The 24,594-nt window shown below is 62.2% G+C and carries 27 protein-coding genes; 15 read left to right on the top strand and 12 right to left on the bottom strand.

The genetic code is table 11. The features are described from left to right. The first annotated feature begins 97 nt into the window (after positions 1-97). Entirely contained in the window at positions 98-484 is a 387-nt protein-coding gene (locus tag FMA36_RS06600) for an IS5 family transposase (protein ID WP_206065207.1), read from the top strand. A gap of 179 nt (positions 485-663) precedes the next feature. Here the strand turns inward: FMA36_RS06600 and FMA36_RS06595 are convergent, their stop codons facing one another. After that, positions 664-1,428 carry an SDR family NAD(P)-dependent oxidoreductase gene (locus FMA36_RS06595; protein WP_159261685.1) on the bottom strand — a complete coding sequence of 255 codons (765 nt, stop codon included), beginning with the start codon at positions 1,426-1,428 and terminating at the stop codon, positions 664-666. Between the two features lie 104 nt (positions 1,429-1,532). After that, on the bottom strand, positions 1,533-1,952 hold the full coding sequence (locus FMA36_RS06590; RefSeq protein ID WP_475704531.1) for a YidB family protein: 420 nt from the start codon (positions 1,950-1,952) through the stop codon (positions 1,533-1,535). A 167-nt stretch (positions 1,953-2,119) separates the two neighbouring features. Between FMA36_RS06590 and FMA36_RS06585 the strand changes: the two genes are divergently transcribed. The 3 genes from FMA36_RS06585 (at position 2,120) to FMA36_RS06575 (ending at position 4,999) form a co-directional block, all read left to right on the top strand. Next, on the top strand, positions 2,120-2,437 hold the full coding sequence (locus FMA36_RS06585; protein ID WP_240906498.1) for a hypothetical protein: 318 nt from the start codon (positions 2,120-2,122) through the stop codon (positions 2,435-2,437). A 232-nt stretch (positions 2,438-2,669) separates the two neighbouring features. Then, positions 2,670-4,082, top strand: a complete 1,413-nt coding sequence (locus tag FMA36_RS06580; RefSeq protein ID WP_159261683.1) for a cryptochrome/photolyase family protein — start codon at positions 2,670-2,672, stop codon at positions 4,080-4,082. Positions 4,083-4,354: 272 nt separating this feature from the next. After that, positions 4,355-4,999: a hypothetical protein gene (locus FMA36_RS06575; RefSeq protein WP_159261682.1), complete on the top strand. Its 645-nt coding sequence runs from the start codon at positions 4,355-4,357 to the stop codon at positions 4,997-4,999. 276 nt (positions 5,000-5,275) lie between these two features. On the opposite strand, the gene FMA36_RS06570 is transcribed toward FMA36_RS06575, so the two are convergent. From FMA36_RS06570 to FMA36_RS06560, 3 genes are all read right to left on the bottom strand, one after another. Beyond that, positions 5,276-5,485 (bottom strand): hypothetical protein, encoded by a 210-nt coding sequence (locus tag FMA36_RS06570; RefSeq protein WP_159261681.1) that lies wholly within the window; start codon positions 5,483-5,485, stop codon positions 5,276-5,278. 117 nt (positions 5,486-5,602) lie between these two features. Further along, positions 5,603-6,247: a glutaredoxin 2 gene (gene grxB, locus FMA36_RS06565; RefSeq protein WP_159261680.1), complete on the bottom strand. Its 645-nt coding sequence runs from the start codon at positions 6,245-6,247 to the stop codon at positions 5,603-5,605. A 10-nt stretch (positions 6,248-6,257) separates the two neighbouring features. Continuing rightward, entirely contained in the window at positions 6,258-6,443 is a 186-nt protein-coding gene (locus FMA36_RS06560; protein WP_159261679.1) for a YqaE/Pmp3 family membrane protein, read from the bottom strand. Positions 6,444-6,605: 162 nt separating this feature from the next. Here FMA36_RS06560 and petA point away from each other — a divergent pair, with 162 nt between their 5' ends. Further along, entirely contained in the window at positions 6,606-7,241 is a 636-nt protein-coding gene (gene petA / locus FMA36_RS06555) for a ubiquinol-cytochrome c reductase iron-sulfur subunit (RefSeq protein WP_159263690.1), read from the top strand. An 80-nt stretch (positions 7,242-7,321) separates the two neighbouring features. Here petA and FMA36_RS06550 read toward each other — a convergent pair whose 3' ends face one another. The 3 genes from FMA36_RS06550 to FMA36_RS06540 all read right to left on the bottom strand — a co-directional run bounded on the left by FMA36_RS06550 (position 7,322) and on the right by FMA36_RS06540 (position 10,069). After that, a complete protein-coding gene (locus FMA36_RS06550; RefSeq protein ID WP_159263689.1) occupies positions 7,322-8,413 on the bottom strand; it encodes an L-dopachrome tautomerase-related protein in 1,092 nt (363 codons plus the stop codon). A 248-nt stretch (positions 8,414-8,661) separates the two neighbouring features. Further along, entirely contained in the window at positions 8,662-9,198 is a 537-nt protein-coding gene (locus tag FMA36_RS06545) for a DUF1269 domain-containing protein (RefSeq protein WP_159261678.1), read from the bottom strand. 133 nt (positions 9,199-9,331) lie between these two features. After that, a complete protein-coding gene (locus FMA36_RS06540) occupies positions 9,332-10,069 on the bottom strand; it encodes a lytic transglycosylase domain-containing protein (RefSeq protein WP_159261677.1) in 738 nt (245 codons plus the stop codon). A gap of 140 nt (positions 10,070-10,209) precedes the next feature. Between FMA36_RS06540 and FMA36_RS06535 the strand changes: the two genes are divergently transcribed. The 6 genes from FMA36_RS06535 (at position 10,210) to FMA36_RS06510 (ending at position 14,694) form a co-directional block, all read left to right on the top strand. Further along, entirely contained in the window at positions 10,210-10,425 is a 216-nt protein-coding gene (locus FMA36_RS06535; protein ID WP_159261676.1) for a hypothetical protein, read from the top strand. Then, the gene (locus tag FMA36_RS06530; RefSeq protein ID WP_159261675.1) at positions 10,422-11,324 is read left to right on the top strand and encodes a TrbG/VirB9 family P-type conjugative transfer protein; all 903 of its coding nucleotides are present in this window, start codon (positions 10,422-10,424) and stop codon (positions 11,322-11,324) included. Before FMA36_RS06535 ends, FMA36_RS06530 begins: the two co-directional genes overlap by 4 nt. Then, on the top strand, positions 11,321-12,292 hold the full coding sequence (locus FMA36_RS06525; protein WP_159261674.1) for a TrbI/VirB10 family protein: 972 nt from the start codon (positions 11,321-11,323) through the stop codon (positions 12,290-12,292). Before FMA36_RS06530 ends, FMA36_RS06525 begins: the two co-directional genes overlap by 4 nt. A 90-nt stretch (positions 12,293-12,382) precedes the next feature. Continuing rightward, positions 12,383-12,721 carry a hypothetical protein gene (locus FMA36_RS06520; RefSeq protein ID WP_159261673.1) on the top strand — a complete coding sequence of 113 codons (339 nt, stop codon included), beginning with the start codon at positions 12,383-12,385 and terminating at the stop codon, positions 12,719-12,721. A gap of 323 nt (positions 12,722-13,044) precedes the next feature. Next, entirely contained in the window at positions 13,045-13,359 is a 315-nt protein-coding gene (gene hmuQ / locus FMA36_RS06515; RefSeq protein WP_159261672.1) for a heme-degrading protein HmuQ, read from the top strand. Between the two features lie 123 nt (positions 13,360-13,482). Next, the gene (locus FMA36_RS06510; protein ID WP_159261671.1) at positions 13,483-14,694 is read left to right on the top strand and encodes an SMP-30/gluconolactonase/LRE family protein; all 1,212 of its coding nucleotides are present in this window, start codon (positions 13,483-13,485) and stop codon (positions 14,692-14,694) included. Positions 14,695-14,798: 104 nt separating this feature from the next. Here the strand turns inward: FMA36_RS06510 and fumC are convergent, their stop codons facing one another. From fumC to FMA36_RS06495, 3 genes are all read right to left on the bottom strand, one after another. Next, positions 14,799-16,253, bottom strand: a complete 1,455-nt coding sequence (fumC, locus tag FMA36_RS06505) for a class II fumarate hydratase (RefSeq protein WP_159261670.1) — start codon at positions 16,251-16,253, stop codon at positions 14,799-14,801. A gap of 166 nt (positions 16,254-16,419) precedes the next feature. Continuing rightward, positions 16,420-18,762, bottom strand: coding sequence for a TonB-dependent receptor (locus tag FMA36_RS06500; RefSeq protein WP_159261669.1), 2,343 nt, complete (start codon positions 18,760-18,762; stop codon positions 16,420-16,422). A gap of 475 nt (positions 18,763-19,237) precedes the next feature. Continuing rightward, the gene (locus FMA36_RS06495; protein WP_159263687.1) at positions 19,238-19,867 is read right to left on the bottom strand and encodes a LysE family translocator; all 630 of its coding nucleotides are present in this window, start codon (positions 19,865-19,867) and stop codon (positions 19,238-19,240) included. A 112-nt stretch (positions 19,868-19,979) separates the two neighbouring features. Here FMA36_RS06495 and FMA36_RS06490 point away from each other — a divergent pair, with 112 nt between their 5' ends. The 4 genes from FMA36_RS06490 to FMA36_RS06475 are packed head-to-tail and all read left to right on the top strand — an operon-like array spanning position 19,980 to position 22,669. Further along, on the top strand, positions 19,980-20,177 hold the full coding sequence (locus FMA36_RS06490) for a hypothetical protein (protein WP_159261668.1): 198 nt from the start codon (positions 19,980-19,982) through the stop codon (positions 20,175-20,177). Next, positions 20,174-20,902 (top strand): metal ABC transporter ATP-binding protein, encoded by a 729-nt coding sequence (locus FMA36_RS06485; RefSeq protein WP_408885650.1) that lies wholly within the window; start codon positions 20,174-20,176, stop codon positions 20,900-20,902. Before FMA36_RS06490 ends, FMA36_RS06485 begins: the two co-directional genes overlap by 4 nt. Further along, positions 20,899-21,771, top strand: coding sequence for a metal ABC transporter permease (locus tag FMA36_RS06480; RefSeq protein ID WP_159261666.1), 873 nt, complete (start codon positions 20,899-20,901; stop codon positions 21,769-21,771). Before FMA36_RS06485 ends, FMA36_RS06480 begins: the two co-directional genes overlap by 4 nt. Position 21,772: 1 nt before the next feature. Further along, a complete protein-coding gene (locus tag FMA36_RS06475; protein WP_159261665.1) occupies positions 21,773-22,669 on the top strand; it encodes a metal ABC transporter solute-binding protein, Zn/Mn family in 897 nt (298 codons plus the stop codon). Here FMA36_RS06475 and FMA36_RS06470 read toward each other — a convergent pair. Beyond that, positions 22,647-24,410 (bottom strand): ABC transporter ATP-binding protein/permease, encoded by a 1,764-nt coding sequence (locus FMA36_RS06470; RefSeq protein WP_206065205.1) that lies wholly within the window; start codon positions 24,408-24,410, stop codon positions 22,647-22,649. The two genes, FMA36_RS06475 and FMA36_RS06470, sit on opposite strands and share 23 nt — an antisense overlap. Positions 24,411-24,594 lie beyond the last annotated feature (184 nt).

Here is a 24,594-nt window from a genome sequence, read left to right as displayed (position 1 = left end):
TCGCGCGGCGCCTGCTCGGCGACCGTGAGGTATTCACGGCTCCCGTCGCGGTCGAAGAGCTATGTTCCATGATTTACAGGCCATCGGGAGGATGAACGTGTTTTTGCTGTCAGAGGGCCAGGGGCGGCCTGTCCGCCTGCATCTGACTACAGGACAGATCAGCGACTTCAGAGAGGCTGATATACTGCTTGCAGACCTTCCCGACGGGACAGAAAAAGTGATCGGTGACCGGGGCTATGACAGCAACCGGATCAGACGCCCTCTCACAGGGTGGAACATCACTGCCTGCATTCCACTGAAGAAGAATAGAAAATCAAAACTACCTTACAACTGGCACTTTTATAAAAAGCGTCACCTTATCGAAAACATGTTCGCAAAGCTGAAAGACTGGCGACGTATTGCGACCAGATACGCGCACTGCGCTCATACATTTATGTCTGCCATCCACTTCGCCGCAAGCTTCATCTTCTATCTCAAAGAATGAGTCCTGAGCCTGATTTATATGAAAATTTTCCCTTGCACTCACCAAAAACCCGCAATCAGTCATCCACTGATAGATGCCACGGTACAGCTTGTGGCTGGCGAAATAATCAGCGGATTGTGGGCCTGTAGTGCGCCAGAAGATGCTGCAGGCGTTTCAATAAATGCGATGCCTTCATGTTTTCACCGCCCGCCCGATACCGTCATGACGCTGCCCGTCATGTAGGATGACGCGGGCGAAAGCAGGAACGCCACCGCCTGCGCAATCTCGTCCACATGGCCCACGCGGCCCATGGGCACCACGGTTTCGGCCAGTTTCGCGGTCTCGGGGGGCACCATGTCGGTCGCGGTCAGGCCGGGTGCCACCGCATTGACGCGAATGCCCTCGCGCGCGACCTCATTGGCCAGGCCACGCGTAAATGTCTCGACCGCCGCCTTGGTGGCGGCATAGGGCACAAGTCCCGGCAATCCGCCCAGCCGTGCCGCAACGGAAGACAGGTTCACGATCACGCCCCCCCTGCCGCCATGGCGGGTGGACATGCGGCGCACCGCCTCGCCCGCCGCGAGCATGGTGGCGCGGACATTGATATTGAACAGCGCATCGAGCGTCTCGGCAGTCTGTTCTTCCACCCGCACCTTGGTGCCGGTCACGCCCGCGTTGTTGACCAGCCCCCATAGTGGCCCGAGTTCATGCGCGCGCGTGAACAGGGCGCGGATCTCGTCAGGTTGGGAGAGATCGGCCTTGATAGCCATCGCCCGGCCGCCCTGTTCGGTAATGGCTTGTGCCAGCGCCTCGGCCGGGGCGGCGTTGGTGGCGTAATTGATGGCCACCGCATGCCCCTCACGCGCAAGCAGGGTGCTGATGGCATGGCCAATGCCCCGGCTGCCCCCCGTTACGATCACAACGCCGGGAGTGTGAGCCGGTGCGGGGGAATGGGCATTGTTCATGAAATCGTCCTGCCTGCCATGGGGTATCTGATAAAGGGGATCATAAGCCCCTGCTCCCGCCTGCAAACAGGAAAACATGCCCGTTTGCAGGCAGGCGGCGTATATCAGCCATCCAGTCGCGCAAGGTGGGGCAGCAGGTCGCTCAGCCCCTTGATGGTGGCAGTGCGTGACAGCCCTGTTTCATCCGAGAATCGTCCAATGACGGGGTCAGGGATCAGGGTTGTCACCACATTCTCATCAACCGATGTGTTGGTGGGGTGGTTTTCCCAGCGGGTAACCTGATCTTCCAGCCCGGCCTTGCGGGCGCGGGCATGCAGGTCCTTGCGGCCGGGGCTGTTGGCATTGCCCATATAGGCAATGACCGCGCTCATCAGGCCCGATGTATCGGTACGGGCACCGGTCAGCACATCAGCAACCTTACCTGCGGCCTGTCCGATCTGGTCAGTACGGGTGGTAGCCATGGTGTATGCTCCTTTGTGGTCTGACGTTGTGGTTATGACAGGCCAACGAAGGCAGGGCGACATTCGTGCCATCACGGATTTATGAAGACTGCCGTGTATTTTTCAGGGAACTTTTGGATCGCGCTCTTGCTGGTCCTGTTATGACAAAAAGGGTTGACAGTTGTAGCAAACTGCAATGCGCTGTGATGCGGCAAGACCACGCAACCTTGAAACACAAAGGAGAAAACGCAATGCGACGCCTGCCCGATGCCCGGCGCTTCACTCCGCATGGGCTGCTTGCGCTAGTCTGTGTTGCCACAGGTGTTGCCTGCGCTACGCCGGCCGCCCATGCGGCCGAGCGCGGCGATCAGGCCAGTGCATGCAAGGGCGATGTGTTCAGGCTCTGTTTTCTCGACATTCCGAACGAAAAGCTGATGACGGAATGCCTGGAAAGCAAGCTCGACCAGCTCTCGCCCAAATGCCGGGCCATGTTTGAAGATGATGACCCACCCAAGCCCACAGGCACGCCCGCACAGTCCCCGCCGCCCGCGACGCCTGCCCCGCGCTGAAAACATATCGGTTCGCACCCGAAAAGAGTTTTCTGGTGATGCTTTTTTTAAAACGCTTCGAAAGACATCGCCTTTTTGAACAAAGGCGATACCGGAAGGCTTTTCCTTCTTATCAATGATTTATTTCCAAACGATCGCTGAAACAGGGAAAGCGGCGGCGATGGGGTAGCCATTTGACGGCCTGCCATTTGTACCCCACACAAACAGCCTGTATTTCTGGAACAGGGTCGTCATGCCTGATTATGCTCCCACCATCATGTGGTTTCGTGATGATCTGCGGCTGGCCGATAACCCGGCCCTGTCTGCCGCGGTGGCGGCGGGGCCGGTAATATGCGTGCATATCCATGACCCCGCGCTGAAGCTGGGCGGGGCTGAAAAATGGTGGCTGCATGGCGCGCTTGAGGCCCTTGATGCCGACCTGCGCGCACGGGGTGGGCAGTTATGCCTCATGGCCGGACCGGAACAGGAAAGCCTTTTGTGGCTTGCGCAGACTCTGGGCGCGCGTGGCGTGGAATGGAACCGCCGTTACGCAGGGCCTGCCCGCACGCGTGATGCCGCGATCAAGACCGCGCTGAAAGCCGGGGGCCTGACAGCACAGAGCCACCCCGGCAACATGCTGCATGAGCCATGGCAGGTGCGCACGAAGCAGGGCGGCTCCTTTCGCGTTTTCACGCCATGGTGGCGGGCGGTGCAGGCCATGGGGGCGCCACTGCCGCCGCTACCCGTGCCGCATGGGCTGGATGCCGCCCTGGCAGCCGCCCCTATGCCGCCTGCCGTAACCAGTCGGCTCGTGAAGCTGGCCGCCCTGTCGCTGCGCCCCACCACGCCGGACTGGGCGGCGGGCCTGCGCGCCACATGGCAACCCGGCGAGACAGCGGCCCTTGATCGGCTTGATACATTCCTAGAAGAGCGCCTGCACGGTTACGCCACCGCACGTGACCTGCCCGCCCGGCCCGCCACATCGGGCCTGTCGCCGTGCCTGCGCTTTGGCCATATCTCGCCCCGGCAGGCCTGGCACGCGGTGGAGGAACGTGGGCCGGGCGACGGTGACAGCGCGCGCTTCCTGAGCGAACTGGGGTGGCGTGATTTCGCCCATTCCACCCTGTTCGACTTTCCCGATATGGCAACGCGCAGCCTGCGGCCCGAATTCGACGCCATGCCCTGGCGTACCGACCCCGCCGGGTTGCGGGCCTGGCAGCGCGGGCGCACCGGCTACCCTATTATCGACGCAGGCATGCGGGAATTGTGGCATACAGGCTGCATGCATAACCGCGTGCGCATGATCGTGGCGTCTTTCCTGACCAAGCACCTGCTGCTGGACTGGCGAGTGGGCGAACGATGGTTTGCCGATACGCTGGTGGATGCCGATGCGGCGAGCAACCCGTTCAACTGGCAGTGGGTGGCCGGATGCGGGCTGGATGCGGCCCCGTATTTCCGTATTTTCAACCCGGTGCTGCAGGGAGAGAAATTCGACCCCGAAGGCACATATGTGCGGCACTGGGTGCCCGAACTTGCGCACCTGCCGGGGCGCTCCATCCACACGCCATGGAAAACCGACCTGCCCGCAGGCACGCGCTACCCCACCCCCGTAGTGGATCTGGCAGGCGGACGGGCCCGCGCATTGGCGGCATGGAAAGCACTCTAGCCCCGATTATGGACCAATAACCCTGTAAGTGGACAGCCGCTTCATATGGTGTTAGGGATTTCCCAGACGATAACAGATATTATGTATTAATTATTATATGAAACTAATTTTCACCATTTGCCAGACGGCATGAAAGTCCTGACATCACCCCCGCCTTTGCAATAGTGGGGTACGGTATTTTTCAGTTGGTCTTCAACAATATCTCAAAAATGGCAATATTTTAATCATGTCTCCCGTGCTGGCGACATGCACGCATCTGGAGGCAGGATTTCATGGGTAGCAGGAACAGGTATGGCTCCGCACAGGCGGTGTCCCGCGAAAATGGGCAGATGGTCCTTGTATCCGGTCATTTCGATATCGATTCGCTCCAGCAGACCATGAACCATTACCGCAGGGAAGGCCGCATCTCGGCCAGCAGGGGCAATGAATGCCCCATCGTGGCGCATAGCGGCGCATGGCTGAGCATGACCCTGCCCGAACTCGACGGGTGGAACGCTGGTGCCCTGAATCTTGATGGAGGCACACTCATCATTGCCCATGCCCAGGGCACGAGCGTGACCATGCTGCCAGTGAACATACGGGCGGGCGGTGGTACCCTGATGTTTGACAGGGGCACGAAAAATGGCGGCAGCCTGCTCGTTGACCTCAAGCGCATGTGCGACTCCCACGCCACGCTGAAGCTGGTCTTTGAAGGCCATGAGAAGCAGTTTGCCGCCTATGATCCCATGACGGACATGACCCTTGTCGGGCTGGCCCCCGCCAGTAACACCATCGAAGGCTGGGTTGCCCTGCGGCTTGATGGCAACCCGTGGCATATCGGCCACCACACGGTCATGGAAGGCGCGCCCCTGCCCCAGTTGCGTCGTGAATGGCGGGCCAACGGCAAGCCGCATGTGACCCTGAGCCTGCCGGGCTGAAAAAGGGCGCCAGAACAAATCACGAAAAAAGGAGGACTCTGCATCCCGGTGCCTGATCTCCTCAAGCGTCAACAGACTTATCCACAGGGCAGCATGAAAGATTCCATCTTGCGAATCCTGTTTCCTGTTGCGGTAAAGCGACAATAAATGGCTATTTTCCGCCATAATCAGGATTCTGTTTGCACCCTTCTTTACGCCCGCACTTTCCTGTGCAGGGGACTCGGGCGGATTATGGTGAAAAAAATCCACACCTGACCGACCCGTCCCGTCACGGACTCAGTCATTCAGTCCCGGTTCGCCGTCATGTTCCGCAAGATCAGGGGGCATCTGGTCAGGCTGGGCGAAGTGAACCAGAATTTCATGGGGCAGATTTTCGGCAAAAACCCGGTCGAATCGCGCATGCAGCGACTGGCGGACCCAGACCTCGAACGGCGTGCCGCCGCCCCGCCTGGGGGGGAGGAGCGGCGTATCATGAAATGCTGGCATGGTGTCCCTCCCTGTGATGCCGGGCGTGTCCAGCAGGGAAAACGGTCAGGCCACGCTGACAGTTTCCTGCCTGTGTGCCACGACGGGGCTGCCATGCGCGCGCGCCGCAATCCCCGCTCAGGCCGCCATGGAGTCGAGCAGCGGAATGCCGGTGGCCTGCGCCATATGCGTGCAATACGCCCGCACCGGCATGGGCCATACAATGCCCGCCACCAGTGTCAGGTTGCGCAGAAAAGGAAAGAGATGGATGTCATCGGTTGAAAGCTGGCCGTTTACGGCGGCAGGGCTGCGGATCAGTTCGGCAAGGCGGGGGAGTGCCGCGTTGATGCGGGCGATCAGGGCCGGGCTTTCGGCCAGGCGCTGATAAAACGGGCCGACCATCTCCTCCTTGTTGCGGATGAAATACAGCCGCGCTGCCGTAGTGGCGAATTCCGGCAGGGGCGTTGCCGCCGTGCGCGGCAATGTCAGGTTCAGGTAGGGTTCGTGCATCTCCTTCATCCACGCAATGATTTCAGGCCGCGTGGGGCCGGTCAGCAGGGGCCTGCCATCCATGGCATCGACATGGGCGACAATATCCATGCTTTCCCCCATGAAATGGCCGTCCTGTTCCAAAATCGGCACCATCTTGCGGCCAATCATGCGGGTGGGGGTTTCCACGTCATCATTGAGCAGCACGATATCGGTCACCGGCATGTGCTTGAGGCCAAAAATCATGCGTGGCTTCACGCAGAAGGGGCAGTGATCGTAGATATAGAGTTTCATGCCGGTCCCGCTAGCGTGTCATGGCCGCGATCTTGCGGTCGGTGGTGTACTGGCTCAGCGCATAGACTGACCAGATGGCAGCGGGAATCCAGCCAATGACGGTTACCTGCAATATCAGGCAGAAAATGCCCGCAAAGGGCCGCCCGATGGTAAAAAACTGCAGCCAGGGCAGCAGGAGGGCCAGGATCAGACGCATGGACAATACCTTTCATGATGGTTCCGGCAGGGCGGCGGGGATGACATCCCGCACGGATGGGCTGCCATCACATTCCTGCCTGTTGAACGCGGCCTGCGCAACATGACGCATCCGCGCTGTATCCTCTTCCTTTTGGCATGGGAGCGCAGTAAAACCATGATGATGGAAAACGCGTCGGACACACAACCCGCCCCGGGGGGGCGCCGGAATTTTCTCGGGCTTGTCACCACCGCCACGGCTGCTGCGGGTGCCGGAGCATGTCTGTGGCCTTTCCTGCAAAGTCTCGCCCCGCGTGACAGCGCCGCCGCCCACCTGCCGGTGGATGTGGACATATCCGCCCTACCGCCAGGGCAGCAGATTGTCGTGACGTGGCAGGGCAAGCCGGTTTTCATTACCCACCGCACGCCCGAGGCGCTGGCCGTGCTGCAGGATGCAGCCCAGACCGCACGCCTGCGCGATGGGCCATCGCACGACAACCAGCAGCCGCCCTATGCCACCAACTGGCACCGCTCCCTTGACCCGCGCTACGGCGTGGTGGTGGGCATCTGCACCCATCTGGGTTGCGTGCCCGCTTACAAGCCCCTGCCTGAAGGCCGCGGGGAAGCCAGTTGGCCCGGTGGTTATGCCTGCCCGTGCCATGGCTCCAAATTCGACCTTGCAGGCCGTGTATTCCGCGGCGCGCCTGCGCCTTACAACCTGCCCGTGCCGCCGTACAGCATGCCCTCGCCCACCGTCATCCGGCTGGGCGAGAACCCGGCGGGGCAGGATTTTGACTTCTCGAGCATTCTCCAGCTCTGAAAAACCAGTCAGGTTTCAGGAGAACGCCGCCTTTTTTGAAAAAAGGCGGCACCCATAAACTTTTATTTTCATCACACGCTTCAGCGCACCGGTTTGAGGTGCAGGTCCATGGTGTAGATTGCAACCGGCAGGCGCAGGCGTGATTTTCCATCAGGCTGAAAGCTGGCGGTGCGGTTGAGCTGGACTGCGGGAATCCATAAGGTGCCGTGGCTGTCGATCCACATGGCATCAGCCCAGACCAGCCGCCTGTCGCGCACCAGCGTGGTGGCCCTGCCCTGCGGGGTCAGGCGCAGGATACGCAGCCGGTTCACATCCGATACATACAGGTTGCCATCACCATCAATGGCCGTGCCGCCGGTAGTGGGCGTGTTGTAGAACAGCTGCACGGTCCGGGCGAGATCCTGCGCGGGCAGGTCCGGGTTTTCCAGCGCGGCGGTGGGGGCGACCCAGAGCGGGCCGGAACTGGGCTGGAAATAGAGCTTCGACCCATCTGGCGAGACCTCGAGCTGGTCGGCATGCACGCGGGCGGGGTGGCCGCCCGTGGTCAGCAGCCGGCCCTCGGCATACATCGGGCGCTCATCGGTGGTGGAACGGTCATGGGCCAGCACCCGGCGCTGCTGCCCGGTGCGCTGGTTGACTACGATCAGGGCCGGATCACCCGCATCGGTGACGAAAATCGTGTCGTCATGAAAGCGGATATCATCGATATAGCTGTGCTGCGTGCTGCTGGCGCGCAACGAGATGATGTGCACGGGCTGCCCGGTCGTGATGTCAAAGGCCAGGAGCCGCGCGGGGGCACCCCCCATGGGGTTGGGAGGACCGCCCACATTGGCATCGCCCGAATCCACGACCCACAGCAGTCCGTCCGGCCCGATGCGCAGGGCATTGACCCGCACGAAGGGCTGCATGTCGCCTTTCGTGCCATCCGCATGGTTCCAGCGCACATCGGGAAAGGCATGGGGCAGGCCCTGCGCATCGACTTCGGCCACACTCGGGCCGCCCTCACCCCCGCCCCAATACGGAAACGAGACGAACATGCGCCCGTTATCCGCCACGGCCACGGCATTGAGCACGCGCTGCGAGGTCCAGGCCGTGTGCAGCGTCTCACGCGCGCCCGCAGGCACCGATTGACCGGCAAGGCCAAGGACGAATATGGCACCCGCCACGGCCATGCCGCGCAGGGAGAGGGAAAAACCGGGGAAGCGCATGCCCCCACTCTATCATCCCCCGCCGCGCAGGCGGTTCACGGCTGCGTGTGAAACAAGGCGTAGGGCAACCGGACAAAATGAGCTGAAAATAAATAATTGATAGAAGTTTTCTGGTGCCGCGTTTTTTTCGAAGCTTTTTGAAAAAGCTTCACCAAAAACTTTCTGATCGCGCTAACCCCCGCAGGCGCCATGACCCTGCGGGGGACAGGTGTTCAGGCGGCAGGAGCGGTCGCAGCCATCTGGCCGAGGGCTTCGCGCAGCTTGCTTTCATTGGCAGGCGAGAGCGAGGTCTGGAGCACGCGGGCGTGGCCCTTGAACTGGCTCAGGTCAGCCAGCACCTTGTCGGGCTGCGACTTGCGCACCAGCACGAACAGGGCAGACGTGTTGGCGGGAATGGTCGAGCCGAGCGACTTGATGAAATTGTCATCAATGCCGTAATCGGACATTTTGCCCGCAAGGGCCCCGGCGCCAGCACCCACGATGCTGCCCGCAACAAAGCCTGCCAGCGGGTTCAGGCACAGAAGGCCGACCAGCGCGCCCCAGAACCCGCCCGAGAACAGGCCATAGGAAGCACCGACCTTTTCAAGGTTGATGCTCTGCTGCAGGTGCAGCTTGCCATCCGCCCCACGGACCACGACAACCGCGTCCTCAAGGTCAAGCAGGTATTCCTTTTCCAGCTTCTTGCATTCGGTCAGCGCGGCCGTGGCTTCGTCCTGGGTGTCAAAGCCGATAACGATCAGATCGGACATGGGATACTCCGTTGCATGCTACCGCCACGATGGTGGCGGATCAGGGTTTTGATATTACATGCAAGCCGCCCATCTACCGTGGTGGTTTTGGGCATGGCCGCCGCCTGTGCACTGCAGGTCTGTGCCCGGATATCTAGTCATGGGGTGCGGCTTGTGGAGTGAACACATCGCGCGGCGCATGGCTGAAGGCACCCTGCCCCGGCGCGTCATCGCCCTGCGGGTCGTGGCCGGGCGGGGCTGCGGGGGATGGCTCCTGCGGTGGCGGCGGCGATGGTGCGCCATCGGGCGGTGCAGGCGGGGCCTCAAGTGCCGGGATCATCAGCGTGGCGGCGGCTGCAGGCTGTGCCGCGCGGGCCAGCAGGCCATCAACATAGCCATTACGCAGGCCCCGCGTGGGGCTGCCGGTATTGTAGCAGCTCAGCGCATGGCGCAGCGCGGCCTGGGGACTGGGCGCACCGGGCAGGGCAGCACGGTAGCATTGATGCAGGATCAGGCTGGCCACGCGCAGGTTGCGGCATGGCTCGAGCAGGGCGGCGGGGTCCTGCCCCAGCCGCGTAGCGTTGCGGCTGTTGATCTGCAGCAGCCCCGTATCAAAATCATGCCCGTGGGCTGCCAGCCAGCGCACGGTGGCGGTAGCTTCGGCCAGGTTGGCAGGGGGCCGTGGCAGGCGGTACGGACCATTGACATGAATGGCCCACGGCACGCCCGCTGATTCCTGTGCTGCCACCAGCATGAGCGTGCGGGGCGCGGTATCGGGCGCGCAGCGCTGCGCAAGCGTAGCCAGAGGGAGGGCGGGCACAGCCGCCCCGGCCGGGCCGATCAGGCCACATGAAAGCCACGCCAGAAGCGCGAGAAGGAACGGGCGCTGCATTTCTTCCTTCCCGGACTTGCCAATAACAGGGGGCTTTTTTATCCTTTTCGCATGCGAACGGTGTCAAGAGACGGATTTGAGCAATCGATAGCGGTCCGGTTCAGGGTCGGGCTGCCCGGTCTGTGAGCCAGGCCATCCGTATGTTTTCGCGCCTGCAACCTGTAGGGTCGCGTGTAGGCATGGGCGTGGCGATGGGCCTGCTGCTGGCTGGCTGCACGCCCCGGCCCGGCCATGTAACCCAGCCCAACATGTGGCATCTGGTGCCGGTCAACCGCACTCCGCCGCCCGAACTCTCGGGCCGCGTGAGCACGTCTGCCCCCATTTCCACTCCCGGCGCACAGGCTGCACGCCCATGACCCGCACACTCCATGGCGCATGGTGCATGGCAATGGTGGCGACCCTCATGGCGCCGGTCATGTGCCCCCTGCCTGCCGGGGCCACGGGGCGCAAGAGCGCCTCGCCGTATGATTACCGCATCAAGTCGGTCATCTATAACCCGCGTGATACGGTGGAAGTCGATGGCGTGGTGGGGATTGCAACCGACATCACCCTTGCGCCTGACGAGCATTACGTCACCCACGCCTTTGGCGAGGAAGGCGGCTGGTCCTTCGCCTGCCGCGAGAACCACTGCTTCATCCGCCCCAAGGCGCAGGAGAGCGACACCAACCTCGCCATCGTCACCGACCGCCGCACATACCATATCCTGCTGCATTACGTGGGCGGACAGCAGGAAAAGGGGGCTGATGGCGTCATGCGCACCGTCTTCGCCCCCACGCCGTGGGCGCTGGCGCAGGCCACGGTGGAACTGACCTATGTCTACCCCGATGAAAATGATGGCAAGAAAGCCGCCGCCGCGCGCGCCAGCCACATCGAGGCCGAACTGGCCGACCCGTATGGCGACGGGCCGCACAATACCGCCTATCGCCGCTCGGATGGCACGCAGGACCGTGCCATCGCGCCACTGAACGTGTGGGATGACTACCGCTTCACCTATTTCCGCTTTCCTGAAAACGGGGTGCTGCCCACGCTGTATGTCATGAACGAAAGCGGGCAGGAAACAGTGGTCAACGCCGTGGTGCTGGGGCGCGACCACAATATCCTCGCCGCCCAGATGACCGCCCGGCAATGGCGCATCCGCTACGGCAGCCTCGTGATTGGCGTGGTCAATGACGGGTTCAATCCCTCGCTGGGCAGTGCTCCGGGCGGCACCATCTCGCCCATGGTGCGCCGGGTCGTGCGTGACGGGGCATCATGAAGCGCGCGGCCACCGTCTGTGCGCTGGCACTGTGCGCGCTGGCCAGCCCCGCCCGCGCGCAGGATGCAGCCCGGCTTACCCTGAAATGCCCCGGCAGCACCGTCATGGTCGATAGGCAGGGACAGGCCTCGTGCCCATCCACCGCGCAGGCTGCCCCCGTGGCAGCGCCCGCAGCCGTGGTGGACAGTGCGGAAGACGCCGCCATGAAGCGCAGGCTCGGCCATGATTTTACCTTCGCCACCCCCGTGGCCGATACCAGCACCCCTACGGCTGCCACCCCGGCTGCGGCCACGGCAGCCGCCAAAACCGATAACCCGCTCCTGACCCGCCTGCAGCCCGAGAACACGCCCACAACCCATGCCAGCCTGATGCATGGCCAGAACCTGATTGTGGGCAAGGGCACGCTGATCCCGTGCGGCACGATCAACGAGATCAACACCACCCTGCCCGGACTGGTCACCTGCCGGGTCAGTCACGATGTCTATTCCATCAACGGCAAGGTGCGCCTGATCGACAAGGGCGCGGTAGCGGAAGGCGAGGTGACATCCGCCCTGCAATATGGCCAGAAGCGTATTTTTGTGAACTGGCTGCGCCTGCGCAACCCCGAAGGCGTGACCATCGACCTGCTCAGCCCCGGCACCACACCGCTTGGCGGCAGCGGGGTGAAGGGCAAGGTCAACACGCATTTCTGGGCGCGCTTTGGCGATGCGATCATGGTGTCGATCATTACCAATGTGGGGCAGATGATGGTGCAGGCCATCACCAACCTTGCCTCCAAGCCCGGCACCACCAGCATCACCACCAGCAGCGACAACACCAATTCGGTCGTAAGCGAGGTGGAAAAGGTCATCCTTGCCCAGACCAGCAACGTGCCGCCCAGCCTGTACGTGCAGCAGGGCAACATGGTGCAGATCTATGTGGCGCGCGACCTCGACTTCAGCAGTGTCTATACCCTGGCCGAGCAGTAGTCCTGCAGGCTGTGATGAACCCTGCCCCCGCCTTGCGTGTTGTCTGCCCATGGGCCACGCGGCCCGTAACCAGACAGGAAAGGCTGCTCCATGCCCCGTTCGATGAATGATGATGACCGCCCCGATGATGACGGCGGGAACAAGCACGCCACCGCCCGCCAGCTGGCCGAGGCCGGCCTGCGCGCCGAACGCGCGGGCGATCAGGCCCGCGCCGATGCCCTGTTTGATGAAGCCGAACGCACCGACCCCGAGGCACTCGCCACCGTGCTGATGGAAAACCCTGCTCCCCGCCGCCGTGTCTCGGCCAGGGGGTTTGGCGATGATGCAGGCATAGCCCGCATGAGCCGGATGGTGGAACCCGGTTCGGAGGCACCCTCACGCGCAGGCATTACCGACGAGGGCAGCGGCGCGGATTCAGAACGCCGCTGAAAGGCCGCCACTGCCCGGGTGGCAGGGCAGGAGGCGGGCGCTCCACTACACCGCAAGGTCATCATCTGAACCGCTGCGCAGGGTGCTCCCTCAAGGCTGCTTTTTACGAAAAGCCTCGAAAAAAACGCCGCCTTTTTTCAAAAAGGCGGCACCCAAAAACTTTTATCAGTTTTTTATCAAGAGTTTATTTTCAGCCATTGCCGCGCCGCGCCCTGCAAAGCGGGTGAAAATACCCCCGCCATGCGTTACCCTGCCCCCTACGGCGTTCCCGCCAGCAGGGGCGCAGGCAGGCTTTCAGAACAGCTTTTGAGGAGAAGCCAGACATGTATATCGCCATGAACCGTTTCCGCATCCCGCCCGAGAACGAGGCCGAATTCCGTGAGCGCTGGCTGGGCCGCGAGGTGCATCTGCGCACCGTGCCCGGTTTTGTCAGCTTCCAGTTCCTCAAGGGCCCCACGCATGAAGATTACATCCTCTACGCCTCGCATACCGTGTGGGAATCCTACGAGGCCTTTCTGGGCTGGACCCAGTCCGAACAGTTCCGCGCAGCCCATGCGCATGCGGGCAACCGCAAGCCGCTCATGGCGGGGCCGCCGGTGTTCGAAGGTTTTGAAGTGCTTCAGGATATTCAGAACTGAAAGCCGTCTTTTTTAACAAACCTCACATAAACTTTCAGGATCGACATTCATGCGGCGTCATCCGGCCCTTTCAGGGGCCGGGTTTTTCCTGTCGTGATCCATATTCATCAAAGGGAGGCCCCCATGCCGCCAGTCATCCATCCGTTCAATCCTGGCCGACGGGCCATGCTTGCCGGGGGGCTGGCCGCAGGCGGATTATGGACCATCGGGCAACGCGCCCGGGCCGCCAACCCCGACGGCCTGCCCCAGCCGCCCAGCGTGGTGTCGAACCCGCCGCGGCAATGGGGTGCCCAAGCCCCCATCACGCCCCTGCCCGACCCCGATATTCTGGTGCTCGACCCCAGTTTTGGTAATCTGGCCTATGCCAATGCCAGCCTGAAACTGGCATGGCGCGGCGGCGGCTGGCTGGAAGGCCCGGCCTGGTGCAGTGAAGGGCGTTTCCTGCTGCTGAGTGACACGATCCGCGGCGTGCAGTACCGCTACCTGTGGGAGAACGGGGCCGTCTCCCTTTTCCGCAGCCCGTCCTATCACAGCAACGGCAACATCTTTGACAATGAAGGCCGCCTGGTCAGTTGCGAGCACGGCCTGCGCCGCGTGGTGCGCTGGGAGCATGACGGCTCATGCCGCGTGCTGGCCGACCGCTACAATAACGCGCCGCTCAACTCGCCCAACGACCTTGCCGTCCACCCCGATGGCAGCATTTGGTTTACCGATCCCGGTTATGGTGACACGATCGTGGAAGGTCACCCCGATGCACCGGGCAACCCCGCCAACCGCGAGGGCGTGGAACGCTGGAACCTTGATGGCGAGGTCATGACCGAGTCTGGCGGCAGCAGGCGGCAGGAGGACCATGTCTTCCGCATCGACCCGACCACGGGCGCGGTGAAGGCCGTATTCACCGAGAAGCAGCTGCCCGACCCCAACGGCATTGCGTTCTCGCCCGATGGCAGGATTGTCTATGTCATCTCCGACGGGCCAGGACCGGGGCAGGACGGCCATGGCGGCGACGGGCGCATCCACGCTGCCGACGTGGTGGGGGGCGAAGTGCGCAACCTCCGCCCGTTTGCCGACATGATGCTGAACGGGCATGCGATGATTCCCGATGGCATGCGCACCGACATTTTCGGCAATCTGTGGTGCGGGGCCAACGGGCCGCTGGGGCTGTGTGGCGTGGTGGTGTACAACCCCCACGGCCACATGATCGGGCGCATCCGCCTGCCGCGCGGCGTGTCGAACCTGACCTTTGGCGGCCCCAAGCGCGATGTGGTGTTCATGTGCGCGGGCGATACGCTGTTCACGCTGCAGGTCAACACGCAGGGGGCTGCGCCCTCATAGAAACCTGCCTTGAAAAATAAAAGTTTTGGGGTGCCGCCTTTTTTTAAAAAAGCGGCGTTCTTCGAAGCTTTTTGAAAAAAGCTGCACCAAAAACTTTTATCCGCTCAGGCGCCGCCCACGCCCTTGCCCACCATGTCGAGCGGGCGGACCAGCCGGTCGAAGGTCGCGCCATCGACAAAGCCCGAAGCCAGAGCCGCCTCGCGCAGGCTGATGTCATGCTCCATGGCCTGATGGGCGATGGCCGAAGCCCGGTCATAGCCAATCTCGGGGCTGAGAGCCGTGACCAGCATGACCGAGCCTGCCACGTAAGCATCGATACGCTTGCGGTTGAGCGTGGTGCCCTCAACCGAAAACACACGGAAATTGTGGCACCCATCAGCCAGGATGCGGATGGCATGCAGCACATTGGCCACGATCACCGGGCGCATCACGTTCAGGTCAAGCTGGCCCTGACTGCCCGCAAATGCCACCGTAGCGTCATTGCCAAGCACCTGCGTGCAGATCATCACCATCGCCTCGCACTGGGTCGGGTTGACCTTGCCGGGCATGATGGAGGAACCGGGTTCGTTTTCCGGCAGGTGTAGCTCGCCCAGCCCGCAGCGCGGGCCGGAACCGAGCAGACGCATGTCATTGGCGATCTTGAGCAGGGTTACAGCAACCCCGCGCAGACCTGCCGAAGCCCGCACCATGGCGTCCAGGCCGCCAAGGGCTGCAAATTTGTTGGGCGCGGTGACAAAGGGCTTATCGGTCAAACCAGCGATGCGCTTTGCAATGGCGTGGCTGAAGCCCGGCGGCGCGTTCAGCCCGGTGCCCACCGCCGTGCCGCCCGCCGCAAGCTGCAACAGGCCCGGGCGCGCGGCCTCGACCGCCTCGAGCGCATCTTCAAGCTGCTGGGCCCAGCCCGACCATTCCTGCCCCACCGTAAGCGGCACGGCATCCTGCAGGTGGGTGCGACCGATCTTGACCACCTGCATCCATTCCTCCGCCTTGCTGCGCAGGCTTTCGATCAGTTCACGCACGCGCGGCAAAAGGCGGCTGTCGATTTCAAGCACGGTGGCCACATGCATGGCGGTGGGGAACGAGTCATTGCTCGACTGGCCCATATTCACGTCATCATTGGGGTGAACCGGACTTTTGGAGCCGATGGTGCCGCCGAGAAGCTGGATGGCACGGTTGGCGATCACCTCATTCACGTTCATGTTCGTCTGGGTGCCCGAGCCGGTCTGCCAGACAAAGAGCGGGAATTCGGAATCGAGTTTGCCTGCAATCACCTCATCGGCCACGCGGCTGATGGCGTCGGCCTTCCATTGCGGCATGCGCCCATCGGCGGCATTTACCTGCGCCGCCGCTTTTTTCACGATGCCATAGGCATGGCAGACCTCGATGGGCATATGGTCGCGCCCGATCGAGAAATGCACGAGACTGCGCTGCGTCTGCGCCCCCCAGTAATGGCTGGCGGGCACGTCAATCTCGCCCATCGAATCCTTCTCGCGCCGCGTGCCGGTGGCATCGAGCCCGATGGGGCAGTCAGTCAATGTCGGGGGTGTCGGTTCGGTCATGGTGGCGTTCCTTCCCTTATGGTTGATGGGAATATGGGCACACCAGCCTCGTTTCGCGCCCCTGCCCGCCATCACAAGCGGGTGCGCGGGGCTTTGCCAAAAAAAATGCCGCCTTTTTGAAAAAAGGCGGCACCCCAAAACTTATACTGTTTTTGGAACAGTGTTTTCAGAAGTCGGCTTCCAGCGTGAAGTGGAAGGCACGCGGCATGCCGGCATAGGCGGCGCTGCCAGCGTCAAGCGACTTTGCCGTCGCATCCTTGGTCGTGATCCCGGCACTTGAGGCCGTGCCATTATAGATCGAGGACCAGTACCGCTCATTGGCAACATTCGTTACGCCAAAACGCGCCATCCAAGGATGCTTTGCCGCACGGAACGGATAACGCAGGCCCAGATCCAGTGTTACATAGGAACCGGCATAGTATTTGTTTTCAAGATCCGCCGCACGGCGGCCGGTGTAATGCACGTTGGCATTCACGGCCAGGCCATTGAGCGCGAAACCACGCGGGAACGGAATGCGGTAATCCATCAGCGCATTGGCCTGCAGGGGCGCCACGCCCACCACTTCCTTGTTGTTGAGGGCGGCAAAACCTGCATGGGTCAGTTCCGCATCAATCCATGTCATGCCGCCGATAACCGACAGGCGGGGCGTGACATGCCCCATGGCCTGGAACTCCACGCCATAATTGCGCTGGGTGCCGAAATTGCCATACAGCGTGTTGCTACCTTCATAGAAAGCATAGCTGCGCGTGGCACGGAAACCCGCCACGTTGAACTGCATCTGGCGCCACTGCATCTTGTAGCCCACCTCATACTCCTCGCTATGCACGGGGGATGTCAGGGCATTGGCGTTGAGCGCATCAGCCGGGGCGGATGTGCCAGCCTGCAGCGAGCGGCCATAAGTGAAGTAGGCGGTCTGGTTTTCAGTCGGCTTGTAGACCAGGCTGGCCATGGGGCTGAAGGCCGCATCGGCACGGCTGTTGGTGGTCTTGCCCTTGGTCAGATGGGTGGTGGTGACGGTGTAACCATTCTCGACGCTTTTGGTTGAAGCGCCGGCAACCGTTGCGGTGCTGTCCTGATCCAGCCAGCTCCATGCCAGCGTGCCCATGACCGACCAGTGCTTGTTGAAGTGCAGCGTGTCACCCAAAATCATCGACTGGTAGCGCACGTACTGCGATTCATACTTGCCACTGTAATAGGGCTGCGGGCCATTGGGCGCCACGGTAGGATTGTCCAGCGTGCCCGACTTGATGGCGGTATAGCTCTGCCCGCTCAGCGGGTTATAGCCACCTTCCATGTAGCCATTGGTGCCGATGACCAGATCATGCCTGATGAAGCCCGTGCGCACATGACCGTTGACATAGGCCATGTTACTGCCGACCTTGAAGTCATTGACCGTGGTGGCGGCCGAGAGGGACTGGGTATAACCACCGGAGTTGTTGATCAGGGAATCAGCCGACTCAAATACCTGCCGCCCGGAATCCTGGTACAGCCCGCCAATGACGAAGCTCCAGTTATCATTGATGCGATGCTTGAGCTTGGCAAGAAAGACGTTGTTCTCGGAATTGTAGCCCGAATAGTCCTGACCCATATGCGGCTTGCTCAGGTCAGGGGCTGAAGGCAGGCTATAGCCCTTGAGGTTGACGCCCGCAGGCATGCCGCGCTCATCGAACGTGTAATGGCTGGCATCGAGTTCCAGCACGGTATCGCGGTCGAAATGGATATCGAAATCGGCGCTGACCATGTTACGGCGCACCCAGCTATCCTGCACATAGGACGTGCCATCGCCATGCAGCAGGTTGATGCGGTAGCCAAACCAGCCATGCTTGCCCGCGCGGCCCGATGCATCGACGTTTTCCATCAGCGTGCCAACAGAATCAACACCCACCACAAGGCGGTTGATTCGCTCGTCGGTCGGGCGCTTGAGGCCGTATTCAAACGTGCCCGCCGGGTTCTGGGGGCCATACAGGGCGCCTGCCAGGCCGTTGAGCACCTGCACGTTGTCGAACTGCTCGGCAGCGTAGGGCGTGACCGTAAAGGCGTTCAGCCCGTCGATGCGGCTGTTGGAGATCACATCCGCCTCGAACCCGCGCGACTGCGGGCGGCTGGTGCCGGGGTCGGCGCGGGTTTCAAGCTGCACCGACGGGATGTACTGCATCAGGTCGTTGATGTTACGCGCCTGCTGGTTGACGATCACGTCATGCGGCACGGTCATGATCGACATGGGCGTATCAAGCGTGCGGCGCGTGCCCAGCGGGCCGAGATTGGCCATTTTCTTGTTATAGTTGGCCGCGGCACCTGCCACCATGCGGTGGTGGCCGATCACGGTCATTTCCTCCGCATTGGCGGAGCCTACGGCATCATCCGGGGCCGGGGTGCTTTTGGTGGCCTGAAGGGCTTTTTTGCCCTTGTCCGCATCCGTGCCGGTGCCCTGTGCGTAAGCGGAGGGGATGAGCAGTGCGCCAAGACTGGCCGAAAGCATCCACGCCATACCTGCGGTCATTCTGGCCATGCTGATTCCATTTCGTTAGCCATTTTGAACATGCATGGCCGTATATAACCCACCTGCCGCAGCGTCTATATCAGCATAAATATATTAATAACGTAATCGTCATATAGCGTATGACTGTGTCCTTATAGATACAGATGTCTATATATGGATGTATATAGATATACCTACTTTACCAATCCCCCATGATAACCCGGCTTTTGCAGCCGACACAGATCGATGCAGCACAACTATATGGAATCGATACTAAAAAACACGTGCCACCCGTGGCGTTTCCATATGCCTGCACTGCAATACCGTGCGAAAGCGGAACTGGCGCCATCATTTGCGGAACGTGGGTCATGCCCACCCGGCCCGGACGCCATCAGTCAGAAAGTTTGTGGTAAAGTTTCTTTAAAAAAGCTTTGACAGAACACCATTTTTTAACAAGGTGGCACCTGGAAGCTTTTATTCCATAAGTCGTTTTCAAACAGGTTGCCTAAACGCGCGTCAGCAGCAGCATGGCCCCGAACCCCATGAACACCAGCCCGGTCACAATGCCAAAGACCCGCCGCACCACCGGCGTGCGCAGCCAGGCCGAGAGCATGCGCCCGCCGCCTGCGTAAACCAGGTACCAGAACGCCTCCAAAAACGCGAAGGTCGCAACCAGCAGCCCATACTGCCGCATGTGAGGCGCCGCCGGGTTGACGAACTGCGGCAGGAAGGCGGCTGCAAACAGCAGCAGCTTGGGGTTGCTGATGCCGGTCAGGAATCCATCACGAAACAGGTCACGCCATGGCGCAGACGGGTCATCATCCGCCGCCGGAGCACCCTCGCCCTCTGTGTCACGCGCCATCCACACGCGCACGCCCAGAAACACCAGATACGCCGCCCCCACCACGCGCAGCACCGCAAACAGCCGGGGCGACGCCGCCAGCACGCCCGCCATGCCCGCAAGTGACGCGCACACCACCAGCACGATGGCCAGCATGCACCCCCCCATGACCCCCGTGCTGCGCAGCAGGCCATGCCGCACGCTGATGGACATGACATGCATCATGTTCGGCCCCGGCATGGCCGAGAGCAGGAAGGCAGTTGCGGCAAACAGCAGCCATGTATGAAAGCTCACCCGTTCCACCCCGATCGTATCGTGCGCATGGCGTAACAATGCAGCCTCCGCTTGACGGATAGCAAGCCCGTGCTGTAAATGAATGTTATATTATAACACTTTGGGCGTTCCCATGCCATTCCCGTCCCCGTCTGCCGCCCACCCTGACCCGCAGGACAGCAACACGACAATGCCCCACCCGGCCCCCAGCGCGGCAACGCCCCTGCCACTTACATGGATGGCCCGCGCAGGATGGCAGCGGCTGGTGTGCATGGCGCTGCCCTGTGGCCTGTTATGGGGGCTGGTGGCCTGGGCCGTGGCCCAGCCATGACCCATGGCGCCATCGGGCTGGACGACGCGGGTGTCGCTCTGCACGGCACGCCGGTGTGGCAGCATGTCACCGGCAGTTTTGCACCCGGCAGCATGACCGCCATTGCAGGAGCCAATGGCGCGGGCAAGTCCACCCTGCTGCGCGCCATATTGGGCGAGGTGCCGCTGACTGCGGGCAGGATCACGCTTGGCGGATTGCACGCGCAGGATTTTGGCTACCTGCCGCAGGCCCGCATCATTGACCGCGCCTTTCCCATCAGTGTGACGGACATGGTGCTCAGTGGCGCATGGCGCCAGACCGGGGCCTTTGGCGCGGCCAGCCCTGCCGTGCGCCAGCGCGCGGCCGATGCGCTGTGCCGCGTGGGGCTGGAAAAACAGGCCGGGCGCATGATCGATGCGCTCTCGGCCGGGCAGTTCCAGCGCCTGCTGTTCGCGCGTCTGCTCATGACCGATGCCACCGTCATCATGCTCGATGAACCATTCACCGCGCTGGATGCTCCCACCACGCAGGACCTGCTGGCACTGGTGCGCGAATGGCATGCGCAGGGTCGCACCATCATTGCCGTGCTGCATGACATGCACCAGATCCGCACCTGCTTCCCTCATGTGGTGCTGCTCTCGGGCGGGCAGGCCATCTGGGGCGAGACCGCCCGCATCCTTACGCCCGGCACGCTGCAACGCGCCTATGACACGCCGCAGCCCACATGGGCAGGTGGCCCGGCATGAGCATGCTGGCCGGATTATGGGAGCCGTTCGCCACCTTTGGCTTCATGCGCCGCGCGCTGGTTGCCTCCATCACGCTGGGCATGGGGGCGGGGCCGGTGGGCGTGCTGCTGCAACTGCGCCGCATGAGCCTGATTGGCGATGCGATGAGCCATGCCATCCTGCCCGGTGCCGCCGTAGGCTTTCTGGCAGCGGGCGGGCTGTCGCTTACGGCCATGGGGCTGGGCGGCATCGCGGCGGGGCTGGGGGTAGCACTGCTGGCGGGGCTGGTGAGCCGCCGCACGCACCTGGCGGAAGATGCAAGCTTTGCCAGTTTCTACCTCACGTCGCTGGCGCTGGGTGTTCTGATCGTGTCAGCGCGGGGGTCGAATATCGACCTGCTGCATGTGCTGTTCGGCACCATTCTCGCCATTGACGGGCCTGCCCTGTACCTGATGGCGGGCATCACCACGCTCAGCCTGTTCCTGCTGTCCTTCATCTGGCGGCCACTGGTCATGGAATGCGTGGACCCCGGCTTCATGCGCATGACCGGCAGCCGGGGCGCGCTTTACCACATGGTGTTCCTGTTCCTTGTGGTCATCAACCTCGTGGCCGGGTTTGAAGCCCTGGGCACGCTCATGTCGGTTGGCATGATGATGGTGCCCGCCGCCACCGCGCGGCTGTGGACGCGCCGCCTCGTGCCCATGATGGCGCTCTCGGCCACGGTGGGCATGCTCGCGGGCTATACGGGGCTGCTGGTCTCTTACCATTTCCGGCTGGCGGCGGGGCCGTGCATCATCCTCACCTGCTCGGCGGCCTATCTGTTCTCCCTTATTGCCTCCCCCGCCGGTATCCGCGCGCGGGGTGGTTCATCCCCCTTCCGGAGTCACTGACATGCGTCGCCTCACCTGCCTTCTGGGCTTCTGTGGTTTCCTGTCCATCCTGCCCGCCCGTGCCGCTCCCGCGCCGCATGTAGTGCACGCCGTTGCCAGCTTTACCGTGCTGGCCGATGTGGTGTCGCATGTGGGCGGCGCGCATGTGAGCGTGACCTCGCTGGTGCCGCCTGATGGCGACCCGCATGAATTCGAACCCGCCCCCGATGACGCGCGCGCCCTGCGGCAGGCCGATGTGGTGTTCATGAGCGGCGAGGGGCTGGAAAGCTGGTTTGCCCGCCTGGCCCACGCGGCGGGCTATCAGGGCAGGCCTGTCATCGTATCAGACGGGATCGACATCCATACCGAACACGATGGCCAGCAGGTGGAAACCGACCCGCATGTATGGAACAGCGTGCCCAACGTGATTGTATGGACCAGTAACATCCGCGATGCGCTGATCGCGGCTGACCCGGCGGACGCTGATGATTTCCGTGCCTCGGCCGCGGCTTACACCGCGCAGCTGCAGGCCCTTGACCATGACATCCGCACCGAGATTGACACCATTCCGCCCGCCCGGCGGCGCGTGCTGACCAGCCATGATGCCTTTGGCTATTTTGGCCGCGCCTATGGCGTAACCTTCATGGCGCCGCAGGGCCTCTCTACCGAGACCGAAGCCTCCGCCGCCGATGTGGGCAGGCTGATCGCGCAGATCCGCGAGACCGGCATGACCACCTATTTCCTTGAAAACGCGACCGACCCACGCCTTGTGCAGCAGGTCGCCCACGCCACCGGGGCACAGCCCGGCGGCGAGCTTTATGCCGAGGCGCTCTCCACCGCAGGCGGCCCGGCCCCCGACTACATCAGCATGATGCGCTACAATACCGCGCTGATGGTCAGGGCGATGCGTCCGCACTGACCACGGCAGTTGCGCCCACGGCAAAGGGAGTGAGGTCAATGGCATTTTCATGCATCCCCACCACCGACTGCCGGTGCGTGATCGACACCACCGTCATGCCCGGACAGGTCCGGGCCAGCAGGGCGTAAAGGGCGGCCTCGGACGCAGCATCAAGGTTCGAGGTCGATTCATCGAGAAACACCCAGCCCGGCTGCGCCAGCACAATGCGCGCAAAGGCCAGGCGCTGGAGTTCGCCGGGCGAGAGGATCTGCCCCCAAGGCTCCTCATTTTCAATACGCGGCACCAGCGCGCCAAGACCGACCTGCTTCAGCGCCTCGGCCACCTGCGTTGCGGAATACGCCGTGCCGTCCGCCGGATAGGCCACGGCCCGGTGCAGCGTGCCGGTCGGCATGTAGGGGCGCTGGGGCACGAACATCATGGGCATGTCGGGGCGTGTAATCGTGCCTTTGGCAAACGGCCAGATGCCCGCCAGAACGCGGAACAGCGTGGACTTGCCGGTGCCCGAGGGGCCGGTCACCACTGTCATCTGCCCATGTGCCAGCGTAAAGTTCACATCCCTGAGCAGCGCCGTGCCATCGGGGCGGAACACGTCCAGCCCGCTGACCTGCAGGTCGGCGCTGGCGGGGGCGGCAATGAGGCTGATCTCGCTTTTCATGGCCTGCGCGCGGTCCATCACGCGCTGGAAGGTGGCCAGACGCGCCACCTCCGCATGCCATGTGGTCAGCGCGGCATAGGAGTTGGACAGCCAGCCCAGTGCCCCCTGCACGCGTGAGAACGCCATGACCAACTGCATGAGCGTGCCGAAGCTCATCTTGCCCGCGAAGTAGCGGATCGAGCCGATCAGCAGCGCAAAATTGCCCGACACCACATCCAGTCCCGTGGTGAGCAGGCCCAGCCATTTGGTGCGGCGCATGATGGAAAGAAAATTGCCGTAAACGGAGGCGAAGGAGCGGTCGAGTCCGGCCTGTTCCTCTGCCTCGCCCCGATAGAGCGCGATGCCTTCGGCATTGTTGCGCACATGAACGAGGCTGTAGCGGAAATCGGCCTCGGCGCGCTGCTGGAAGAACTGCAGCCCCGCCAGTTTGTGTCCCGCCAGATGCGTCACCCACGTCGCCACCACGGAATAGATCAGCGCCGCCCAGAAGAAGTAGCCCGGTATGGACATGCCCCATATTTCCAGCGGCCCGGACAACACCCACAGAAGCCCGACATAGCTGAACAGCGTCACGATATTGGACAGCAGGTTGATGAACTGTGTCAGCGTATCGGTCACAAAGCTGTTCAGGTCCTCCTGTATGCGCTGATCGGGGTTGTCGGCCCCGGCCTCAAGGCCCGATGTGGTGATGGCGATGCGGAAATAGGTCTGGTGCTCCATCCACTGCCGCGTCATGCGCGCGGTCAGCCACCGCCGCCAGCGCAGGCCGAGCATCTGCTGCAGGTAGGTTGCATAGACACTGAACAGGATGGCCGGAATGGTGATGATGAAGAAGCCAGGCACGTACCCGCTATCATTATGCACATACCAGAACAGCCCGCGCAGGAAGGTGGTGGCATCACGCTGCTGCAGCGCCGTGTAATACACATTGCGCGAGAAGGACTGGAGCAGGTCCATCCCCACGATGGAGAAGGTCAGCACCAGAACGGCCACGAGCAGGCCCCAGGCCCATTTCCTGTCCTCCGACACGAAATAGGGGCGGGTCAGGTACCAGACATCTTTCAGAAGAAGGCGCAAATGCTGCATGTTGATCCCGTGCAGTGGGGTGAGAAACAGGAACCCACAGCATTCCCACGAAGTGGGGGCGGACTCAATCATGATTGCGGCACACGCCCGTTTTGCGCGAAAAAAGCCGGGGGCATTAAGCGTTATCACAACTTATTGACCGTGCGCGCCATTTGCCCGCGCCAGGCAACTGGCAGGCAATACC

The organism is Komagataeibacter xylinus, from assembly GCF_009834365.1.
GTDB lineage: Bacteria > Pseudomonadota > Alphaproteobacteria > Acetobacterales > Acetobacteraceae > Komagataeibacter > Komagataeibacter xylinus_D.
Note: the sequence above shows the minus strand (reverse complement) of the source record. Positions and strands in the feature narration are given on the sequence as shown.

Excerpts from the sequence above, each read along its gene's own strand:
- FMA36_RS06595 (WP_159261685.1), bottom strand. The coding sequence starts at position 1,428 with ATGAACAATGCCCATTCCCCCGCACCGGCTCACACTCCCGGCGTTGTG.
- FMA36_RS06590 (WP_475704531.1), bottom strand. The coding sequence starts at position 1,952 with ATGTCGCCCTGCCTTCGTTGGCCTGTCATAACCACAACGTCAGACCAC.
- FMA36_RS06585 (WP_240906498.1), top strand. The coding sequence starts at position 2,120 with ATGCGACGCCTGCCCGATGCCCGGCGCTTCACTCCGCATGGGCTGCTT.
- FMA36_RS06580 (WP_159261683.1), top strand. The coding sequence starts at position 2,670 with ATGCCTGATTATGCTCCCACCATCATGTGGTTTCGTGATGATCTGCGG.
- FMA36_RS06575 (WP_159261682.1), top strand. The coding sequence starts at position 4,355 with ATGGGTAGCAGGAACAGGTATGGCTCCGCACAGGCGGTGTCCCGCGAA.
- FMA36_RS06570 (WP_159261681.1), bottom strand. The coding sequence starts at position 5,485 with ATGCCAGCATTTCATGATACGCCGCTCCTCCCCCCCAGGCGGGGCGGC.
- grxB (WP_159261680.1), bottom strand. The coding sequence starts at position 6,247 with ATGAAACTCTATATCTACGATCACTGCCCCTTCTGCGTGAAGCCACGC.
- FMA36_RS06560 (WP_159261679.1), bottom strand. The coding sequence starts at position 6,443 with ATGCGTCTGATCCTGGCCCTCCTGCTGCCCTGGCTGCAGTTTTTTACC.
- petA (WP_159263690.1), top strand. The coding sequence starts at position 6,606 with ATGGAAAACGCGTCGGACACACAACCCGCCCCGGGGGGGCGCCGGAAT.
- FMA36_RS06550 (WP_159263689.1), bottom strand. The coding sequence starts at position 8,413 with ATGGCCGTGGCGGGTGCCATATTCGTCCTTGGCCTTGCCGGTCAATCG.
- FMA36_RS06545 (WP_159261678.1), bottom strand. The coding sequence starts at position 9,198 with ATGTCCGATCTGATCGTTATCGGCTTTGACACCCAGGACGAAGCCACG.
- FMA36_RS06540 (WP_159261677.1), bottom strand. The coding sequence starts at position 10,069 with ATGCAGCGCCCGTTCCTTCTCGCGCTTCTGGCGTGGCTTTCATGTGGC.
- FMA36_RS06535 (WP_159261676.1), top strand. The coding sequence starts at position 10,210 with ATGTTTTCGCGCCTGCAACCTGTAGGGTCGCGTGTAGGCATGGGCGTG.
- FMA36_RS06530 (WP_159261675.1), top strand. The coding sequence starts at position 10,422 with ATGACCCGCACACTCCATGGCGCATGGTGCATGGCAATGGTGGCGACC.
- FMA36_RS06525 (WP_159261674.1), top strand. The coding sequence starts at position 11,321 with ATGAAGCGCGCGGCCACCGTCTGTGCGCTGGCACTGTGCGCGCTGGCC.
- FMA36_RS06520 (WP_159261673.1), top strand. The coding sequence starts at position 12,383 with ATGCCCCGTTCGATGAATGATGATGACCGCCCCGATGATGACGGCGGG.
- hmuQ (WP_159261672.1), top strand. The coding sequence starts at position 13,045 with ATGTATATCGCCATGAACCGTTTCCGCATCCCGCCCGAGAACGAGGCC.
- FMA36_RS06510 (WP_159261671.1), top strand. The coding sequence starts at position 13,483 with ATGCCGCCAGTCATCCATCCGTTCAATCCTGGCCGACGGGCCATGCTT.
- fumC (WP_159261670.1), bottom strand. The coding sequence starts at position 16,253 with ATGACCGAACCGACACCCCCGACATTGACTGACTGCCCCATCGGGCTC.
- FMA36_RS06500 (WP_159261669.1), bottom strand. The coding sequence starts at position 18,762 with ATGGCCAGAATGACCGCAGGTATGGCGTGGATGCTTTCGGCCAGTCTT.
- FMA36_RS06490 (WP_159261668.1), top strand. The coding sequence starts at position 19,980 with ATGCCATTCCCGTCCCCGTCTGCCGCCCACCCTGACCCGCAGGACAGC.
- FMA36_RS06485 (WP_408885650.1), top strand. The coding sequence starts at position 20,174 with ATGACCCATGGCGCCATCGGGCTGGACGACGCGGGTGTCGCTCTGCAC.
- FMA36_RS06480 (WP_159261666.1), top strand. The coding sequence starts at position 20,899 with ATGAGCATGCTGGCCGGATTATGGGAGCCGTTCGCCACCTTTGGCTTC.
- FMA36_RS06475 (WP_159261665.1), top strand. The coding sequence starts at position 21,773 with ATGCGTCGCCTCACCTGCCTTCTGGGCTTCTGTGGTTTCCTGTCCATC.
- FMA36_RS06470 (WP_206065205.1), bottom strand. The coding sequence starts at position 24,410 with ATGCAGCATTTGCGCCTTCTTCTGAAAGATGTCTGGTACCTGACCCGC.